The sequence below is a fragment of the Sphingomonas sp. PAMC 26617 genome, assembly GCF_000242835.1.
Taxonomy (GTDB): Bacteria; Pseudomonadota; Alphaproteobacteria; order Sphingomonadales; family Sphingomonadaceae; genus Sphingomonas.
Genome location: NZ_JH594425.1, coordinates 3,244,095 through 3,260,553, shown reverse-complemented (window position 1 = coordinate 3,260,553; position 16,459 = coordinate 3,244,095). Strand labels below are relative to the sequence as shown.

General features: G+C 66.8%; 16 protein-coding genes. 11 read left to right on the top strand and 5 right to left on the bottom strand.

Translation table 11 applies throughout. The features are described from left to right. The first annotated feature begins 44 nt into the window (after window positions 1-44). From RH91_RS14315 to RH91_RS14305, 3 genes are read left to right on the top strand one after another with little or no spacing between them, the layout of a single operon-like run. On the top strand, window positions 45-452 hold the full coding sequence (locus RH91_RS14315) for a PTS sugar transporter subunit IIA (protein WP_010163554.1): 408 nt from the start codon (window positions 45-47) through the stop codon (window positions 450-452). Further along, entirely contained in the window at window positions 452-724 is a 273-nt protein-coding gene (locus RH91_RS14310) for an HPr family phosphocarrier protein (protein ID WP_010163553.1), read from the top strand. The genes RH91_RS14315 and RH91_RS14310 overlap by 1 nt, the downstream gene beginning before the upstream one ends. An 8-nt stretch (window positions 725-732) precedes the next feature. Continuing rightward, window positions 733-1,536 (top strand): TrmH family RNA methyltransferase, encoded by an 804-nt coding sequence (locus tag RH91_RS14305; protein ID WP_010163552.1) that lies wholly within the window; start codon window positions 733-735, stop codon window positions 1,534-1,536. A 191-nt stretch (window positions 1,537-1,727) separates the two neighbouring features. Here RH91_RS14305 and RH91_RS14300 read toward each other — a convergent pair whose 3' ends face one another. Further along, window positions 1,728-2,138, bottom strand: a complete 411-nt coding sequence (locus RH91_RS14300; RefSeq protein ID WP_010163551.1) for a PilZ domain-containing protein — start codon at window positions 2,136-2,138, stop codon at window positions 1,728-1,730. Window positions 2,139-2,314: 176 nt separating this feature from the next. Then, window positions 2,315-3,799 carry a DNA recombination protein RmuC gene (gene rmuC, locus RH91_RS14295; protein ID WP_010163550.1) on the bottom strand — a complete coding sequence of 495 codons (1,485 nt, stop codon included), beginning with the start codon at window positions 3,797-3,799 and terminating at the stop codon, window positions 2,315-2,317. Between the two features lie 131 nt (window positions 3,800-3,930). Here rmuC and RH91_RS14290 point away from each other — a divergent pair, with 131 nt between their 5' ends. Further along, a complete protein-coding gene (locus RH91_RS14290; protein ID WP_010163549.1) occupies window positions 3,931-5,595 on the top strand; it encodes a formate--tetrahydrofolate ligase in 1,665 nt (554 codons plus the stop codon). A 113-nt stretch (window positions 5,596-5,708) separates the two neighbouring features. Here the strand turns inward: RH91_RS14290 and def are convergent, their stop codons facing one another. Together def and recR are read right to left on the bottom strand one after the other, a co-directional pair. After that, entirely contained in the window at window positions 5,709-6,239 is a 531-nt protein-coding gene (def, locus tag RH91_RS14285; protein ID WP_010163547.1) for a peptide deformylase, read from the bottom strand. Between the two features lie 144 nt (window positions 6,240-6,383). Beyond that, complete coding sequence (gene recR, locus RH91_RS14280; protein WP_010163546.1) at window positions 6,384-6,980, bottom strand: recombination mediator RecR; 597 nt, start codon at window positions 6,978-6,980, stop codon at window positions 6,384-6,386. A 117-nt stretch (window positions 6,981-7,097) separates the two neighbouring features. Between recR and fmt the strand changes: the two genes are divergently transcribed. Together fmt and truA are read left to right on the top strand one after the other, a co-directional pair. Then, window positions 7,098-8,033, top strand: a complete 936-nt coding sequence (gene fmt, locus RH91_RS14275; RefSeq protein WP_010163545.1) for a methionyl-tRNA formyltransferase — start codon at window positions 7,098-7,100, stop codon at window positions 8,031-8,033. Next, entirely contained in the window at window positions 8,030-8,770 is a 741-nt protein-coding gene (gene truA / locus RH91_RS14270; protein ID WP_010163544.1) for a tRNA pseudouridine(38-40) synthase TruA, read from the top strand. Before fmt ends, truA begins: the two co-directional genes overlap by 4 nt. 261 nt (window positions 8,771-9,031) lie before the next feature. Here truA and thiS read toward each other — a convergent pair whose 3' ends face one another. Further along, window positions 9,032-10,036 (bottom strand): sulfur carrier protein ThiS, encoded by a 1,005-nt coding sequence (thiS, locus tag RH91_RS14265; RefSeq protein ID WP_010163543.1) that lies wholly within the window; start codon window positions 10,034-10,036, stop codon window positions 9,032-9,034. 132 nt (window positions 10,037-10,168) lie between these two features. Between thiS and aroQ the strand changes: the two genes are divergently transcribed. The 5 genes from aroQ to purL all read left to right on the top strand — a co-directional run bounded on the left by aroQ (window position 10,169) and on the right by purL (window position 16,237). Next, window positions 10,169-10,615, top strand: coding sequence for a type II 3-dehydroquinate dehydratase (aroQ, locus tag RH91_RS14260; protein ID WP_010163541.1), 447 nt, complete (start codon window positions 10,169-10,171; stop codon window positions 10,613-10,615). A gap of 39 nt (window positions 10,616-10,654) precedes the next feature. Beyond that, window positions 10,655-11,131, top strand: a complete 477-nt coding sequence (accB, locus tag RH91_RS14255; protein ID WP_010163539.1) for an acetyl-CoA carboxylase biotin carboxyl carrier protein — start codon at window positions 10,655-10,657, stop codon at window positions 11,129-11,131. A 2-nt stretch (window positions 11,132-11,133) separates the two neighbouring features. Next, window positions 11,134-12,486 carry an acetyl-CoA carboxylase biotin carboxylase subunit gene (gene accC, locus RH91_RS14250; protein WP_010163537.1) on the top strand — a complete coding sequence of 451 codons (1,353 nt, stop codon included), beginning with the start codon at window positions 11,134-11,136 and terminating at the stop codon, window positions 12,484-12,486. A gap of 367 nt (window positions 12,487-12,853) precedes the next feature. After that, entirely contained in the window at window positions 12,854-13,837 is a 984-nt protein-coding gene (locus RH91_RS14245) for an alpha/beta fold hydrolase (protein WP_010163536.1), read from the top strand. Between the two features lie 159 nt (window positions 13,838-13,996). Then, entirely contained in the window at window positions 13,997-16,237 is a 2,241-nt protein-coding gene (purL, locus tag RH91_RS14240; RefSeq protein WP_010163535.1) for a phosphoribosylformylglycinamidine synthase subunit PurL, read from the top strand. Window positions 16,238-16,459: the final 222 nt, after the last annotated feature.

Genomic DNA, 16,459 nt, shown 5'->3' with positions numbered 1-16,459 from the left:
GGGCTTTGGCGTGAAATGGGCGATGGCATGATTGGGTCGGTACGATGATCGGGCTGGTTCTCGTTACGCACGGCCGTCTGGCCGAGGAATTCGTCACCGCGATGGAACACGTCGTCGGCAAGCAGGAGCGGGTCGAGACGGTCTGTATCGGCCCCGAGGACGATATGGAGGAACGCCGCAACGACATCGCCGCCGCGATCGCGCGAGTCGATGCCGGACGCGGGGTCATCCTGCTGACCGACCTGTTCGGCGGAACGCCGTCCAATCTCGCGATCTCGCTGCTCGAACGCGGGCGGATCGAGGTGATCGCGGGGATCAACCTGCCGATGCTGATCCGGCTCGAATCCGCACGCAAGGCGATGAAGATCGTCGATGCGGTCGCCGCCGCGCGCGAAGCGGGGCGGAAGTATATTTCGGTCGCGTCCGAAGTCCTGGGCGAGGCTGCCGCCTGATGTCGGCGAGCCGCAGCGTCCAGATCACCAACCGGCGCGGGCTGCATGCGCGCGCCAGCGCCAAGTTCGTCACGCTTGCCGCCACCCAGCCGTGCGAGCTCCATGTCGAGAAGGACGGCGCCGGATCGGTGACGGGCACCTCGATCATGGGGCTGATGATGCTCGGCGCGGCGATGGGGGACACGATCGTCATCTCCGCCGAGGGCGAGCATGCCGAGACGGCGGTCGGGGCGCTGTGCGCCCTGGTCGAGGCCAAGTTCGGCGAGGACTGAGCGCTTCAATGCCCCGCGAAATCACGGCCTATTCGAACCCGCTGATCAAGCGCGTCCGGTCCTTGCGCGAAAAGCGGCACCGCCGCGAGGAAGGGCTGTTTCTCGCCGAGGGTTTGCGCATCCTGACCGAGGCGCGCGAGGCGGGGCGGATCCCGCACTATCTGTTCTTCGCGCGTGACAGCGCCGCGCATCCGCTGGTGCAGGTGCTGGTCGAGGCGGTCGAGGCGGCGGGGGGCGAGGCGATCGAGACCGTGCCCGATATCCTGTCGAAACTGTCGGGCAAGGATAACCCGCAGGCGGTGGTCGGCGTCTTCGCCGAATTCACACGGACGCTCGACGCGCTTGACCGCAGCACCTCGCCGATCTGGCTGGTCGCGGAACGGTTGCGCGATCCGGGGAATCTCGGGACGATCCTGCGCACCGGCGATGCGGTCGGCGCGGGCGGGCTGATCCTGATCGGCGAATGTGTCGACCCCTTCTCGGTCGAGGCGGTCCGCGCGAGCATGGGCGCGCTGTTCACCGTGCCGGTCGTCCAGTGCGAGTGGGACGCGTTCCTGCCGTGGTTGCGGGGTGGGCCGGGGCAGCTCGTCGGGCTGAGCCTCGATACCACGACGGATTACCGCGGGGCGACCTATGCCGCGCCGACCTTCCTGCTGACGGGGAATGAGGCGCAGGGGATGCCCGCGGACTATGCCGCCGCGTGCGACACGCTGGTCAAGATTCCGATGCTCGGGAAGGCCGACAGCCTCAATGCGGCGGTTGCGACCGCGGTAATGGCATATCAGGTTCTGGACGCGGTCAAGCGTAACTGACCTGATCGCTTCTGCGGCGAACGCCGGGACCCGGGCGTGAGGGCGATGGTACCTGGGGGAAGCGCGCCCGTACCTCGCACGTCCCTACTCAGCCCCGGGTTTCGCCAGGTAAGCGCGTCTGGAGTTAGTTCCGTTCTGAAACAGACGGAAGCGTGTCTCCCCCTCCCCGCCCGTGCGAGGCAGGGCGAATGTCAGCGCACGACCACGCCGGCGTTGCGCGCAATGAAATGGTCGAACACCGCGGGGTGCATCGGTTGCTGGAAGCGGATCCCGCACTGCCACCCCTGACACCAGCTCACCTTCGCCTCGAACGGCTCGAGCCCGGGGAGCTTCACCCACACGACCGTGCCCGCCGCGATCGTCAGGTTGTTGACGCGGCACCCGGTGCGCGACAGGTCGATCAGCCCGGCAGGTTGCGCCTTCCAGTTGCGCTCGCGCAGCGTGATGCCGACGGTCAACGCGACCCGGTCGCCGAGCCGGCGTTCCGCGTCGGCGTCGTCGGAGGTTCCATCGGGTGCGACTTCGGGGACGACGCCGGTTAGCGCGGGCGTCGTTGGTTCTGTGGACGCGCTTTCGGGCGGCGCTGCGTGCAGACGGATCATGTCAGGCGGACGGCGTTTGGTCCGGCATCGCGCGGCGGTCGTGCCTGCGCCGCTCCTCCCCGCGATAGGATGGCGACGCCGCGACACGGCGATCGCCGTCCCGGCGTTCCTGCCTCTCGTCCTGACTGATACGCGACATACACCGTCCTTTCGGCGTCAGGCTATCGCGCGGAACGTTAAGAAGCGGTCAACGCCTCTGCGTCCTTGGCCGACTCTTCGGGGGTCGGAAGCGCAGCAGGTTCGCCATAGCGCGCGAGCGCCTCGACCGGAGGCACGTCCTCGATCTCGCGCGCGGTCGTCTCGATGTTGAGGTCGCGGAACTTGCGCCCCGTCACCAGCACGCGGCTTTCGAAGCTGGAGACGAACGTGTTGTAATTGTTGACCGCGCTCGTCAGCCCGCTGCCGACCTTGCGCATGTCCCCCGCCGCCTTGGCGAGCCGCTCGTACAATTCCTTGCCGAGACGCCCGATCTCCGCGGCTTCCTTGGCGAGTCGCTCCTGTCGCCACACCGCCGCCACCGTCCGCGCGATTGCGATCAGGTTGGTCGGCGTTGCGAGCAGCACGCGCTTGTCGAACGCGAAGTCCCACAAGGTCGGATCCTGCTCGAGCGCCGCCGTGAGGAAATGCTCGCCCGGAACGAACATGATGACGTAATCCGGCGCATCGGCGAACTGGCTCCAATAGGCCTTGTTGCCCAGCCCGTTGACGTGCGCACGCATCGCCGCGGCGTGCATTGCCAGCCCCTTCGTCCGCTCCGCCTCGTCGACCGCGCCGAACGCGTCCTGATAGGCGTTGAGCGAGACCTTGGCGTCGATCACCAGGCTGCGCCCGCCCGGCACGGTCACGATCGCATCCGGCCGCAGCCGACCGCCCTCGTCGCCACCCGCGACCGAAACTTCGGTCTGGAAATCGGTATGTTCCGACAAGCCACAGGTTTCCAACACATTCTTGAGCTGCTGCTCGCCCCACCGCCCGCGCGACTTGGGCGCGTTGCGGAGCGAATTGACGAGTTTCGCCGCTTCGCTCGAAACCTTTTCCTGACCAACCCGAAGCCCCTCGAGCTGCCCCTTCAACTGGTCGAACGCGCTGACGCGGTCGACCTCGACCTTGGTCACCGCCTCCTCGTAGCGCAGCAGGCGATCGCTGACCGGCTGGAGCATCGACTTGAGGTTCTGCCCCGCGGTCTCCTCGGACTGGCGGAAGCGTTCGTCGGCGCGCTTGAGGAAGACTTCCTGCGCATCGTTGAGCAGCTTGTTCGACACCTCGGCGAATTGCGTTGCGAGCAGGTCCTTGGCGTGGAGCAGTTCGGCGATCCGCGTCTCATGCGTCTCACGCACCATCTTCAACCGCGCCTCGTCCGCATCGCGCATCTCGGCGAGCCGATTCTCGAACGCCGAGGCGTGCGTCTTGAGCGCAGTGCTCTCGAGTCGCGCGACGTCGCGCTCGTCGCGCAGCGCCGCCAGGTCGACTTTCAATTGCTCCGCCTCGCGCGCGCGCTGTTCGGCGCTAGCGAGATCGACGATCGCGCGGCGGAAATCGGCGTCGCGCGCAGCGGCATCGGCGCGCGCGGCGGCGAGCGGGCGATTGCCGAGCAGCCAGCCGAACGCGAGCCCGACGAGCAAGGCACCGATCGCGAGCAGGGAAATCGTCAGGCCGGTCATGCAAAGTCTTTCTGGAACATTTTGGCAACTGTACCCGCGGGGGCGTAGGCGGACAAGCACGGGCGGTCGCAAATCCCGCGCGGGTTACGTTCCCCCTCCCCCTTCGGCAAGACACGCGATAAGGCGGTCGCATGCTCTCCGATATCGCGATCTCGCGCGCCGCCACCCTGCTCCCGATCGGGACGATCGCCGCCACCGCCGGAATCCCGGCCGAAGCGGTCGAGCCCTATGGGCATTACAAGGCGAAGCTCGATCTTTCGCGGCTCCCCGCCGCGACCGCGACGGGCAAGCTGATCCTCGTCACCGCGATCAACCCGACGCCGGCGGGCGAAGGCAAGTCGACCACTTCGGTCGGGCTTGCGGATGCGCTGGTGCGGACCGGGCGCAAGACGATGCTCGCGCTGCGCGAGCCTTCGCTCGGCCCGTGCTTCGGCACCAAGGGCGGTGCGACCGGGGGCGGTTATGCGCAGGTCGTGCCGATGGAAGACATCAACCTTCATTTCACCGGGGATTTCCACGCGATCACTTCGGCGCACAATCTGCTCGCGGCGATGATCGACAACCACGTCCACTGGGGCAATGCGCTCGACATCGACGTGCGGCGGATCGTGTGGCGGCGCGTGCTCGACATGAACGACCGCGCTTTGCGCGACATCGCGCAGTCGCTGGGCGGCCCGGCCAACGGCTTCCCGCGCGAGAGCGGGTTCGACATCACCGTCGCCTCCGAAGTGATGGCGATCCTGTGTCTCGCCACCGACCTGCACGATCTCGAGGCGCGGCTCGGGCGAATCGTCGTCGCCTATACGCGCGACCGCCAGCCAGTGACCGCGCGCGACCTCAAGGCCGACGGCGCGATGGCGGTGCTGCTCGCGCAGGCGATCAAGCCCAACCTCGTCCAGACGCTCGAGGGCACGCCCGCGCTGATCCACGGCGGGCCGTTCGCCAATATCGCGCATGGCTGCAATTCGGTGATCGCGACGCGCACCGCGCTCGGGCTGGCCGATTACGTCGTGACCGAGGCGGGCTTCGGCGCGGACCTCGGCGCGGAGAAGTTCTTCGACATCAAATGCCGCCAGGCGGGGCTGAAACCCGCCGCGACCGTGATCGTCGCGACCGTCCGCGCGCTGAAAATGAACGGCGGGGTCGCCAAGGCGGACCTGTCCGCCCCCGACGTCGCGGCGGTTAGGCGCGGTGGCGTCAACCTCGCACGGCATATCGAGAATGTCCGCGCGTTCGGGGTTCCGGTGGTGGTCGCGGTCAACCGCTTCGACAGCGACACGCCCGAGGAATTCGAAGCGATCCGCGGCATCGCGGCGGCACAGGGGTGCGAGGCGATCCTGTGCACGCATTGGGCAGACGGCGGTGCAGGCGCGGAGGCTCTGGCGGAGGCGGTGGTCGCCCTGTGCGATCACGGTGCGGGGCAGTTTGCACCGCTCTATGCAGACGACCTGTCGCTGTTCGACAAGATCAACGCCGTCGCGACCCGCATTTACCGCGCCGAGGAAGCGGTCGCCGATCCGTCGGTGCTGGCGCAGCTCGCGCGCTGGGAAGCAGCCGGCTTCGGGCATCTGCCGGTGTGCATGGCGAAGACGCAGTACAGCTTTTCGACCGACCCCGCGAAGCTTGGCGCGCCGACCGGGCATGTCGTGCCGGTCCGCGAGGTACGGCTCAGCGCGGGTGCGGGGTTCGTGGTCGCGATCTGCGGGGAGATCATGACGATGCCGGGCCTGCCGCGCATTCCGGCGGCGGAGGGAATCCGGTTCGGGGTTGAGGGCGAAATCGAGGGGTTGTTCTGAAAAAGCCGGGGATCAGCCACCGTTCTCCTGCGAAAGCAGGAGTCTAGGCTTACAAGGAACTGCGGTCGCAACCCGGGGCTCCTGCCTTCGCAGGAGCCCACAGGACGTTGGTTTTAACCGGCCTTCCGCATCTTGTTCAGCTTTTTCATCAGCATGTCGCGCTTGAGCTTCGAGATGTGATCGATGAACAGCACGCCGTTGAGGTGGTCGATCTCATGCTGGAGCGCGGTCGCCAGCAGGCCGTCCATGTCGCCCTCTTGCCGCGTGCCCTGCTCGTCGAGCCACGCCGCGCGGCACCGCGCGGGGCGCTCGACATCGGCATATTGCTCGGGGATCGAGAGGCATCCCTCGGCGTAGAAAGAGGTTTCCTCGCTGACCGAGAGCAGCTCCGGGTTGATGAACACCAGCGGGTTCTTAACCGGCTTGGCGTCTTCGCCCTCGCCTTCGGTTTCCTGCAGGTCGATCACGACGATCCGCTGCTCGATCGCGACCTGGGTCGCGGCGAGGCCGATCCCCCGCGCATCGTACATCGTGTCGAACATGTCGGAGACGATCTTGCGCACCGAATCATCGACGGTTGCGACGGGCTTCGCGACGGCGCGGAGGCCGGGATGCGGAACTTCTAGGATTTCGAGGATTGCCATGCCCGCGAGCTAGGAAAGCCCGCGCAGCGCGTCAAGGTTGCTGCCCCGCTTCTTCGTGCGTTTGTGGCTTTGTGCAAGAAAGTCTTTTTCGCACGAAGCCACAAAGGCGCAAAGATAAGAGGAGGTTAGAGTAAGTTTCGGTCCCTAGGCGACAGGCCGCCGCGCGCGCAGGGCCTGCGCCAGCGTTCCTTCATCGAGATAATCGAGCTCGCCGCCGACCGGCAAACCGTGTGCAAGCTGGGTGATCCGGACCGGGAAGCGTTCGATCCGCTCGGCGATGTAATGCGCGGTGGTCTGCCCCTCGAGCGTCGCGTTCATCGCGAGCACGACCTCGTCGATCCCGCCTTCCGCAATCCGCCGGACCAGCGAATCGATCGCGAGATCTTCGGGGCGAACGCCCTCGAGCGCGGACAGCCGCCCGCCAAGCACATGGAAGCGCCCCGGAAACAGACGCGAGCGATCGAGCGCCCAAAGGTCGGCGACCTCCTCGACGACACATAAGGCGCGCGCGTCGCGGCGTTGATCGCTGCACACGCCGCACGGGTTGGTCGTGTCGACATTCCCGCAAATCGAACAGGTTGCGAGGTTTTCATCGACGGCCATGAGAGCATTGAGCAGCGGGCCCAGCGCCGCCTCGCGCTTCTTGAGAAGGTGCAGCACCGCCCGCCTTGCCGATCGCGGCCCGAGCCCGGGAAGCTTGCTGAGCGCCTGCGTAAGGGCTTCGATTTCGGGAGACGCCATCCAGAACAGATAGGGCCGCGATACGCGTTCGTCACCCCGGCGTCGGTCGGGGTCGCCACGCCACGGGGCGGATGCGAAGCCTTGTGTTTGCCCGCACGCCCTCGCAAGAGCCGTGACATGCGTATCATCTTCATGGGCACGCCCGACTTCTCGGTCCCGATCCTGCAGGCGCTGGTCGATGCGGGGCATAACGTCGTCGCGTCGTACAGCCAGCCGCCGCGTCGCGCCGGACGCGGCAAGACGTTGACCCCCACCCCGGTCCACGCGCGCGCGGAGGCACTCGGGATCCCCGTCCGCACCCCCGTCACGCTGCGCGACCCCGCGGCGCAGGCCGAATTCGCCGGGTTCGCCGCCGATCTTGCGGTGGTCGCCGCTTATGGCCTCATCCTGCCGCGCGCGATCCTCGATGCGCCGGCGCACGGGTGCCTCAACGTCCACGCCTCGCTGCTCCCGCGCTGGCGTGGCGCGGCGCCGATCCAGCGCGCGATCCTGGCCGGGGATGCCGCGACCGGCGTGTGCATCATGCAGATGGAAGCGGGACTCGATACCGGCCCGGTGCTGTTGCGCGACGAAACGCCGATTGCCGCAAAGACCGCGGGGATGATGACCGACGAACTCAGCGCGATGGGAGCGCGACTGATGATCACGACGCTCGCTGACCTGCCGGCTTATCCCCCGATCGTGCAGCCCGAGGACGGCGTCACCTACGCCGCCAAGATCGACAAGGCCGAGACACGGCTCGACTTCGCGCAGGATGCGGCCGCGATCGAGCGCCAGACCCGCGCGTTCAACCCTCCAGGGGCGTGGTTCGAAATCGGCGGTGAGCGCGTTCGCGTTCTGGCGGCCGAGATCGTCCGATCACCCGGCGCGCCCACGCCCGCGCCACAGGACGGAACCGACAGCGCTGGCGGAATCGTGCTCGACGCCGACCTCACCATCGCCTGCTCAACCGGCGCGATCCGCCCAACCTTGCTCCAGCGCGCGGGACGTGGCGTCATGACCGCGCCCGAACTGCTCCGCGGCTTCGCGATCCCCGTCGGAACCCAACTTTGACGCGGTTCGCGCTGACGGTCGAATATGACGGCCGCCCGTTCATGGGTTGGCAGCGGCAACACCACGGCCCGACCGTCCAGGCCTCGATCGAGCGCGCGGCACACGCGATCACCGGCGAAACGGTCGCGGTCCACGCCGCCGGGCGGACCGACGCGGGGGTCCACGGGATCGCGATGCGCGCGCATATCGATCTCGCGCGCGACATCGCCCCCTTCCGGCTGCAGGAGGCGCTCAACGCCAAGCTGCGGCCCGATCCTGTCGCGATCACGGGGTGCGAGATCGTGCCGGACGACTGGCACGCGCGTTTCTCCTGCATCGGGCGGCATTACGAGTTCCGTATCGTCACCCGCCGCGCGCCGCTGACGTTCGAACGGGGCCTCGCGTGGCGGATCCCCGCGGCGCTCGATGTCGCCGCAATGGCGGACGGTGCGGCGCGGCTGGTCGGGCGGCACGACTTCACCACCTTCCGCTCGGCGCACTGCCAGGCGGACAGCCCCTTGCGCACGCTCGACCGGCTCGAGGTCGTAGCGGAGGGGGAACGGATCAGCGTGTTCGCCTCGGCGCGGTCGTTCCTGCATCATCAGGTGCGCTCGATGGTCGGCTGCCTTGCGCTGGTCGGCGAGGGGAAATGGACGCCCGCCGACATGACGACCGCGCTCGAGGCGCGCGACCGGACTGCGCTCGGGTTCAATGCGCCGCCTGACGGGCTGTATTTCTTGCGGGCGGATTATCGCTGACGCTGTGGCGCGCGATGGGCGCCTCAATCGCGTTATCGTGGCATTCCGCGCCCGCCGATGGGCTTTCAGCGGCCCTTATCACCTCCCCAGCGTCACCCTGAACTTGTTTCAGGGTCCACCGCGCCGCGAGTCCGGTCCGCGATAGTTGAACGGTGGATGCTGAAACAAGTTCAGCATGACGCCGCTTTGTGTGGGACGGTGGCGTGATGTCGGCAGCGGCGGCGCAATCGACTCGGTCAACGCCCCCGCCCCCCCCTCAGCTCAAATCAGCCCCGCCAGCGGGCTCGACGGATCGGCGTAGCGCCGCATGCCCATCCGCCCCGCGAGATACGACAGCCGTCCCGCCTCGACCCCGGCCTTCATCGCCGCCGCCATCATTATCGGGTCCTTCGCTTCGGCGATCGCGGTGTTCATCAGCACCCCGGCGCACCCGAGCTCCATCGCGACCGCGGCATCCGACGCCGAACCCACGCCCGCATCGACCAGCACCGGCACGCTCGCCCCCTCGACGATCAGCCGGATCGTCACGCGGTTCTGGATCCCCAGCCCCGATCCGATCGGCGCGCCGAGCGGCATGATCGCGACTGCGCCTGCATTCTCGAGCCGCTTCGCCGCGATCGGATCATCGACGCAATAGACCATCGGCAGGAACCCCTCGTTCGCGAGCACTTCGGTCGCGCGGAGCGTTTCGACCATGTCGGGATACAGCGTGCGCGCCTCTCCGAGCACCTCGAGCTTGACCAGGTCCCAGCCACCCGCCTCGCGCGCCAGCCGCAGCGTGCGGATCGCCGAGTCGGCATCGAAGCAGCCCGCGGTATTGGGCAGATAGGTGACCTTCTTGGGATCGATGAAGTCGGTCAGCATCGGCGCGTTCGGATCGCTGACGTTCACCCGCCGCACCGCGACAGTGACGATCTCCGCGCCCGAGGCTTCGAGCGCGGCGGCATTCTGCGCGAAATCCTTGTACTTTCCCGTGCCGACGATCAGCCGTGAGCGGAACGTCCGCCCCGCAACGGTCCAGCTATCCGCCTTGACCGCTGGCGCATGATCCCCGCCGCCGACGAAATGGACGATCTCCAGCTCGTCGCCGTCCTCGACCATCACCTCGCCGAGCGTGGAACGCGGCACCACCGCCAGATTGCGTTCGACCGCGACCTTTTCGGGCATCAGCCCGAGATCGGCGGCGAGATCGGCGAGGCTCAACCCGCTGCGAACCCGGCGATGCTCGCCATTGACCTGAATGCTGACAGTTCCATCGGTATGCACGATCGTTGACCTTCCGTTCCGCCAGGCCTTCGCCCCGTCTGCGTCTCGACTTCGCGCGACACGACCGGGTAAGGAGGGGTGATAGCGCGATATACGCGGGGCCGCACGGCCCGCAACCGAAAGCCTCGCCAGATGCCCGTCAGCAAAGCCGAAACGATCTTCGTCCTCAACGGCCCCAACCTCAACCTGCTCGGCATGCGCGAGCCCGAGATCTATGGTGCGGACACGCTCGACGACATTGCGGGGCAGCTGGAAGACCGTGCGCGGGAACTTGGGCTTGCGATCGACCTGCGGCAATCGAACCACGAAGGCCATCTGGTCGACTGGATCCACGAGGCGCAGGCGCTTCCCGCCAAGGCGGTGATTCTCAACGCCGCCGCCTTCACGCATACCTCGGTCGCGATCCTCGATGCGATCAAGGCGGTGCGCACCCCGGTGATCGAAGTCCATCTGTCGAACCCGCACGCGCGCGAAGCCTTTCGCCACGTCAGCCGTATCTCCCCTGCCGTAAAAGGCACGATCAGCGGGTTCGGCGCGTTATCCTATCTGCTGGCGCTTGAAGCGGCGGCGCGACTCTGACAGGACGCACCCTCGAAAAACAGGGAGCATAGGGAATTTATGCCCGAGGACACCACTGCCGACGCCATGCGGATCGATGTCGATCTGGTGCGTCAGCTCGCACAATTGCTCGACGACACGTCGCTGACCGAAATCGAGGTCGAGGACGGCGGGCGCAAGATTCGCATCGCGCGCAAGGCGGCTGCCGCTGCACCCGCACCGGTGCAATACGCAGCCCCCCCGATGTCGGTCGTCCCCAATGGCGCACCGGCGGCGGAAATCGTCGCGGCCCCGCCGTCGATGGTCAACGCGGTCAAGTCGCCGATGGTCGGCACCGCCTATCTGTCGCCCAACCCCGAAGCGAAGGCGTTCGTCAGCGTCGGCGATACGGTTGCGGCGGGGGATACGCTGCTGATCGTCGAGGCGATGAAGGTGATGAACCCGATTCTCGCGCCGAGCGCAGGCCGCGTGACGGCGGTGCTGGTGACGAGCGGGCAGCCGGTCGAATTCGACCAACCCCTGGTGGTCGTCGAATAATCATGGCCGAAATCAAGAAGCTGTTGATTGCGAACCGCGGCGAGATCGCGCTGCGCATCCACCGCGCGTGCCACGAAATGGGCATCCAGACGGTCGCGGTCCATTCGACCGCGGATGCGGACGCGATGCACGTGCGGCTCGCCGACCAGGCGATCTGCATCGGCCCGCCGTCGGCGACCGAGAGCTATCTCAACATCCCGAACATCATCTCGGCGGCCGAAATCTCGGGCGCCGACGCGATTCATCCGGGCTACGGCTTCCTCTCGGAAAATGCCAAGTTCGCCGAGATCGTCGAGGCGCACGACATCATCTTCGTCGGGCCGAAACCCGAGCACATCCGCACGATGGGCGACAAGATCGAGGCCAAGCGCACCGCTGGCGCGCTCGGCCTGCCGCTGGTGCCAGGGTCGGCCGGGCCGATCAGCGATCTGGCGGAAGCCAAGGAGATCGCGGCGGCTGCGGGCTATCCCGTCATCATCAAGGCGGCATCGGGCGGCGGTGGTCGCGGCATGAAGGTCTGCACCTCCGAGGACCAGCTCGAGACGCTGATGCAGCAGGCCGGCAGCGAGGCGAAGGCCGCGTTCGGCGATGCGACGGTCTATCTCGAAAAGTACCTCGGAAACCCGCGCCACATCGAGTTCCAGGTGTTCGGCGACGGCGAGGGCAATGCGATCCATCTGGGCGAGCGCGACTGCTCGCTCCAGCGCCGTCACCAGAAGGTGCTTGAGGAAGCCCCCTCGCCCGTGCTCGGCGAAGAGGACCGCGCGCGGATGGGCGGGATCTGCGCCAAGGCGATGGCCGACATGGGCTATCGCGGCGCGGGCACGATCGAATTCCTGTGGGAAAACGGCGAGTTCTATTTCATCGAAATGAACACGCGGCTGCAGGTCGAACATCCCGTGACCGAGGCGATCACCGGGCTCGATCTGGTGCGCGAACAGATCCGCATTGCCGAGGGCCACGGCTTGACGCTGCGGCAGGAAGACGTGCAGTTCCGCGGCCACGCGATCGAATGCCGGATCAACGCCGAAGACCCGCGCACCTTCGCGCCGTCGCCGGGGCTGATCAAGCAGTTCCACGCGCCGGGGGGCATGAACGTCCGCGTCGATAGCGGTCTGTATGCGGGCTACCGCGTGCCGCCTTATTACGACTCGATGATCGCCAAGCTGATCGTCTACGGCACGACGCGCGCGGGCGCGATCCGCCGGTTGCGGCGGGCGTTGGAAGAGTTCGTAATCGACGGGCCGACGACGACGATCCCGCTGCATCAGGCGCTGATCGAAGATCCCGAGTTTCAGGCGGGCGACTATACGATCAAGTGGCTCGAGGAATGGCTGGTGCGCGAGCCTGCGTGATTTGGTTTCTGGCGAAGGCCGGAGCCGAGGGTTACGGGGGCTTGCTCCCGTAACCCTGGACTCCTTACTGTCCGAGAGCCACGCATTAAGGCGATCCAGGGTTTGATCGTTCCACCTCGCCCCAAAAGCTGCCGTCATGCTGAACTCGTTTCAGCATCCACCGTGCAACAGGCAAAGTCCGGACTCGCGGAGGGCTGGATCCTGAAACAATTTCAGGATGACGGACGGGTTTGAGCGACCCTCGCCTCGTTGTGAACTAGACAGTTCTACGGACCCGCGGCGCGGCGACTTGCCAGCGCGCCTCAAACGCGCGACGTTCCCCGGATAATCGCTCCGCCAGAACGGAACGGCGGTGGGGGGGACAGCAATGCGGTGGCCAATCGTGGGGTATGGCGTGGCGGCATTGGTCGCGCTCCTGATCATCGCCTTCCTCTATTACCGCACCCCCGATACCGACCCCGCCGCTATGCGCGCCAAATACGGCGCGCCGCCCTCGCAGTTCGTCGACCTCGGCAACGGCCTGACCGTCCACCTCCGCGACACCGGCCCGCGCGACGCCCCCGTGCTCATGCTGATCCACGGATCGAACGCCTCGCTCCAGACGTGGGAGCCATGGGCGGAGCGGCTCGCCCAGCGCTATCGCATCATCCGCATGGACCTGCCCGGCCACGGCCTTACCGGCGCCAGCCCGACGCGCGACTACACCCCCGCCGCCTATGTCGACGTGGTCGAGCGCATCCGCACGAAACTCTGCGTCGACCATATCGTGCTCGCGGGTAACTCGATGGGCGGCGGGGTCGCGTGGCATTATGCGCTCGCGCACCCCGAGCTTCTTCGCGGTCTGGTCCTGATCGACTCGGTCGGACAGCCCGAGCCGGGCAACGCCAAGCCGCCGCTCGCCTTCCGCATCGCGCGCCTGCCAGTCCTCCGCGAGATCGCCGCGGCGATCACCCCGCGCAGCCTGATCGCGGACAGCCTCCCCGGCGTGTTCGGCGATCCGAAGCTTGCGGATGCCGCGATGATCGATCGCTATTGGGAATTGCTGCGCTATCCGGGCAACCGAAAGGCGACGCTCGACCGGTTCGCACTCGCGCCCGACAGCGCCACCACGGCGCAACTGGCGGCGCTCAGGCTGCCGGTGTTGATCCTGTGGGGCGCGAAGGACCAACTCATCCCGCGCGCCTCAGGCGACTGGCTCCACGCGCGCATTCCGGGGAGCAAGCTGATCGTCTATCCCGGCACCGGCCACCTGCCGATGGAGGAACGCCCCGACGAAAGCGCGCGTGACGTGGAGCGGTTCGTGCAGGGGTTGCGCGATGGGAGCATCCTCCGGAGCAACCGTTCGCCCTGAGTGAAATCGAAGGGCCCTCGCACATCGCCGAACCACTGAAGTGAAAGCGGGGCTTCGACTTCACTCAGCCCGAACGGGTCTACGAAAAATGCGTCCGGCGCGTCCCCCAGCCACGCGATGAGGTGACGGACCCGCACCACCGCGTTAAAGGCTCAGGCCATGACCGACATCACCCCCGAGATCGTCGCCCAGCACGGGCTTTCCACCGAAGAATATGACCGCGTCCTCCACGCGCTGGGCCGCGAGCCCAATCTGACCGAGCTCGGCATCTTCTCGGTGATGTGGTCCGAGCATTGCTCGTACAAATCCTCGCGCATCCATCTCAAGAAGCTCCCGACCACCGGCCCGCAGGTCATCTGCGGCCCCGGCGAGAATGCGGGCGTCGTCGACATCGGCGACGGTCAGGCGGCGATCTTCAAGATGGAGAGCCACAACCACCCCTCCTACATCGAACCCTATCAGGGGGCCGCGACCGGCGTCGGCGGGATCCTGCGTGACGTGTTCACGATGGGCGCGCGCCCGATCGCCAACCTCAACGCGCTCCGCTTTGGGCGGCCCGATCATCCAAAGATGCGCCACCTAATCTCGGGCGTCGTCCACGGGATCGGCGGCTATGGCAATTGCGTCGGGGTGCCGACGGTCGGCGGCGAAGTGAACTTCCACCCGGCCTATGACGGCAACATCCTCGTCAACGCGATGACGGTCGGCGTCGCCGAGACCGACAAGATCTTCTATTCCGCCGCCTCCGGTATCGGCAATTCGATCGTCTATGTCGGCTCAAAGACCGGCCGCGACGGGATCCACGGCGCGACAATGGCCTCGGCTGATTTCGGCGAGGATTCGGAGTCCAAGCGCCCGACCGTCCAGGTCGGCGATCCCTTCACCGAGAAGTTGCTGATCGAGGCGTGCCTCGAGCTGATGGCATCGGACGCGATCGTCGCGATCCAGGACATGGGCGCGGCTGGTCTCACGTCCTCCGCGGTCGAGATGGCGTCCAAGGGCGGGGTCGGGATCGAGCTCAACATGAATGCGGTGCCGCAACGCGAAACCGGCATGACCCCCTATGAGATGATGCTGAGCGAAAGCCAGGAACGTATGCTCATGGTGCTCAAGCCCGGCCGCGAGGATTTCGCCGAGGCGATCTTCCACAAATGGGAGCTCGATTTCGCGGTGATCGGCCAGGTGACCGACACCGGCCACATGGTGCTCAAGTTCCACGGCGAAACGGTGTGCGACATCCCGCTCGCGCCGCTCGCCGACGAAGCGCCTTTGTACGACCGTCCGGCTGCGACGAAGGAAGACTATCAGGCCTGGGCCAAGGTCGCGCCGCTCGGCGAGATCCCGCAGACGCCGAACGTCGCCGCCGATCTGCTCACGCTGATGGCCTCCCCCGATGTCGCCTCGCGCCGCTGGATCTGGGAGCAGTACGACACGCAGGTCGGCGCGGACACGGTCCAGCGCCCCGGTGGCGATGCCGCGGTCGTCCGCGTCCACGGCACGCAAAAGGGGCTCGCGATGAGCACCGATTGCACCCCGCGCTATTGCTATGCCGACCCCTATGAAGGCGGCAAACAGGCGATCGCGGAATGCTATCGCAACCTGTCGGCCGTCGGCGCGACCCCGCTTGCGGTGACCAACTGCCTCAACTTCGCCAACCCCCAGCGACCCGAGATCATGGCGCAGTTCGTGGGCTGCCTCGATGGCATGGGCGATGCCTGCCGCGCGCTCGACTTCCCGATCGTGTCGGGCAACGTCTCGCTCTATAACGAGAGCAAGGCGACCGGTGGCGGTTCGGCGATCCTGCCGACGCCGGCGATCGGCGCGATCGGCTTGCTCGCCGACTGGTCCAAGTCCGCGACGATCGCGTTCAAGGGCACTGGCGACGTGATCGTGCTGATCGGCGAACGCTCGGGGCATCTCGGCCAATCGCTGTGGCTGCGCGAAGTCCATGGCCGCGAGGAAGGCGCCCCGCCCCCGGTCGATCTCGAAGCCGAGCGTCGCAACAGCGAGTTCGTCCGCGCGCATATCGCGACCGGCGCGCTGACCGCGGTGCATGACGTGTCCGACGGCGGAATTGCAGTGACGATCGCCGAGATGGCGCTAGCCGGGAATGTCGGCGCGATGCTGCACGCGCCGCTGCCATGCGGAATCGCCTGCGCGTTGTTCGGCGAGGACCAGGGGTTGTATGTCGCGACCGTCGCGGATCACCTGCTGCTCGAGACGCTGACCGCAGCCGATGCCGCCGGGGTCGAGATCGAGCGGATCGGGCGGACGATCGCCAACCGGCTGATCTTCGAGCTGCCCGATGACGATCACGTCGTTACGCTGGACGCATTGCGGGCAGCGCACGAGGGGTTCTTCCCCAAGCTGATGGGAGATATCGCGCCGGTCGAGAATTGAGGGGGCGGAGGCTTCACCCCCCACTTCACCCCCCCTACTTCCCCGGCGAAGGCCGGGGCCCAGTAGCGAAGGTCGAGGTAACGAAGCGCACGCGGCAGCAACACCTGCGTCGCTACTGGGCCCCGGCCTACGCCGGGAAAGTGGAAGATGGTAGAAGTCGCGCGCTATTTCCGCCCCAGTTCACCCCATCTTCTTCCCCGGCGAAGGCCGGGGCCTAGTAGT